3 protein-coding genes and 1 pseudogene are annotated in these 2,175 nt (G+C 55.4%); all 4 read right to left on the bottom strand.

Going from position 1 to position 2,175, the window contains the following annotated elements:
• Positions 1-38: 38 nt before the first annotated feature.
• Entirely contained in the window at positions 39-356 is a 318-nt protein-coding gene (locus tag AC1DRJ_RS25250; RefSeq protein ID WP_477804558.1) for a cytochrome C oxidase subunit IV family protein, read from the bottom strand.
• A 13-nt stretch (positions 357-369) separates the two neighbouring features.
• The gene (locus tag AC1DRJ_RS25245; RefSeq protein ID WP_477804557.1) at positions 370-1,083 is read right to left on the bottom strand and encodes a heme-copper oxidase subunit III family protein; all 714 of its coding nucleotides are present in this window, start codon (positions 1,081-1,083) and stop codon (positions 370-372) included.
• Between the two features lie 6 nt (positions 1,084-1,089).
• Positions 1,090-1,782, bottom strand: a complete 693-nt coding sequence (locus tag AC1DRJ_RS25240) for a cytochrome c oxidase subunit 3 (protein WP_477804556.1) — start codon at positions 1,780-1,782, stop codon at positions 1,090-1,092.
• Positions 1,779-2,175 (bottom strand): annotated as a pseudogene (locus AC1DRJ_RS25235) (cytochrome c oxidase subunit I); the annotation flags it as partial. The pseudogene AC1DRJ_RS25235 and the gene AC1DRJ_RS25240, both read right to left, overlap by 4 nt.

Genomic DNA, 2,175 nt, shown 5'->3' with positions numbered 1-2,175 from the left:
GGTTAACTCCGGGCGTCTCAGGGCCATCGGAAAGCTGCTTATTGGCCAAAGAAAATGACCCGACTGAGGAAAACATAGTCCGCCTCGGTGGCCATCAGTCCGATGAGCACCAGCAAACATAAAGGTGGCACCAATATGGCGTAGACCATGGCCAACCGTTCCCAGGCCATGTGCATAAAAATGGAGACAATTAAACCTGCCTTCAACAACATGAAAGTGATAATCAGGGACCACCGTAGGTAACCCTGGAAGTGGAAATAGTCGACAAGGTACGACAGCGTGCTGAGGACGAATAACAGCCCCCAGATTTTGAGGTACAGACTGATTGGATGTTGCTGACCCTGAGCATGTGCCATCACCCGTGCTCCTCTACCATAAATAGAAGAAAGCAAAAATAAACACCCACACCAAATCCACGAAGTGCCAGTAAAGCCCGGCTATCTCGACGTTCTGATAGTTTCCGGAGCGCTCATAATCGCCCCGCGATACTTTCAGCGCCACAATGCTGAGGTAGAGGGCGCCGATTGACACATGCAGTCCGTGGAAACCGGTAATCATGAAAAAGCAGGCGCCAAATTGTGCCGCCCCCATGGGGTTCCCCCAGGGACGTACTCCTTCTGCGATGAGCTTGCTCCATTCAAATGCCTGCATGCTGACGAAGGTCACTCCCAAGGCCGCGGTCGCCAGCATCAGGGCAGTGGTTTTCGCGCGATCACGGCGATAGGCGAAGTTAACGGCCATGGCCATGGTGCCACTGCTACTGATCAGCACAAAGGTCATGATGGCGATCAGAATAAGCGGGATTTCTTTTCCACCGATCGTCAATGCGAACACTTCACTGGGGTTTGGCCAAGCGGTGGTGATGGTCATGCGTACCGACATGTAGCCGGTTAAAAAACAGGTGAATATAAACGTATCGCTGAGCAGGAATATCCACATCATCGCCTTGCCCCAAGGGACCTGCTGGAAGGCCTCTCTATCCGAGGACCAATCGCTGGCAATGCCCTGCCATCCCGGTGCAGGCGCTGAGTCTGGTGGATTGGATGAACTGGATTCGCCGGGGGCAAGTGGGTGCGATGCCATGATTTTTCACCTCAGGCCGCAGAATCTGGCGATCGCTTCATAGGTTTGCGGTGTGCTGACCAGCAAAGCGAAAAGCACGAACCAAAGACCCAGTAAGTAGTGCCAATAGGTGGTGCAAAGCTCTACGCTGACGCTGAGCTGCGCCAACGGCACGCGACGCAGGAATTTGGCGACGATAACGCTCCAGGCGATCAGCCCGCCCAGCAGGTGCAGCCCATGCAGGCCGGTCAACAAGTAGAAGAAACTGTTAGCCGGATTGCTGTCGACAAAGTAGCCCCAGGCGACAAACTGCTGCCAGACCCACAATTGCCCCACCAGAAAGGCAATGGCAAACACGCCCCCCAATGCAAAACCACTGACCGTAGCGCCCAGTCGAGCCCGTCGGGCGGCCATGCGCGAGCACTGCAGTGCGATGCAACTCAATACCAGAAAAGCCGAATTCAGCCATAGCTGCCAGAGATTGGCTAACGGCGCCAAAGGCTCTGTCAGGGGCAGCCAGTCGGTCATTTGAGAACGGGCAATAAAGGCGATCAGGAAGAGAAAGAATAACGAACTCACCACGACCAGAAACAAGCGCAGGCCCGTTCTAGCAATTTGGTATCTATCGGCACCCTCGGCGGACCGAACATCCCCGGGATCGCGACTCCAACTGCCGCCGGGGTCAGCACCGTCGGCGTTTCTCAATAGCAACCGGCTCATGTTTTAACGTCCGCTATCTTGGTTCCGGTACTCAGTTGCCGCATGTGTTCCAGCTCCTCGGGGGAGACCGTTTGCGGAACGAAATCCTGATCAATCCCCGGCACGCTGTAGTCATAGGCCCAGCGATACACGACCGGCAGCTTCGCTCCCCAGTTACCGTGTTTCGGCGGGGTGTTCGGCGTTTGCCATTCCAGACTGGCTGCGCCCCAAGGATTACTGCCTGCGGGCTTGCCCTTGAATGCACTCCAGGCCARGTTGAACAGGAACAGCAGCTGGGAAACGCCAACGGTCAATGCGATCACCGTAATGAAGGCATTCAAATCTTGCGCCGACTGCGGGATGAACGCGTAGTTTTCATAGGCGTAGTAACGACGTGGCATGCCCTGGAATCCC

This window comes from Pseudomonas sp. P5_B2 (assembly GCF_056400445.1).
The sequence above is the reverse complement of the archived record's forward strand: the minus strand, read 5'-3'. Positions and strand labels throughout refer to the sequence as shown.

Coding starts and splice junctions, on each gene's coding strand:
- AC1DRJ_RS25250 (WP_477804558.1), bottom strand. CDS start 356: ATGGCACATGCTCAGGGTCAGCAACATCCAATCAGTCTGTACCTCAAA.
- AC1DRJ_RS25245 (WP_477804557.1), bottom strand. CDS start 1,083: ATGGCATCGCACCCACTTGCCCCCGGCGAATCCAGTTCATCCAATCCA.
- AC1DRJ_RS25240 (WP_477804556.1), bottom strand. CDS start 1,782: ATGAGCCGGTTGCTATTGAGAAACGCCGACGGTGCTGACCCCGGCGGC.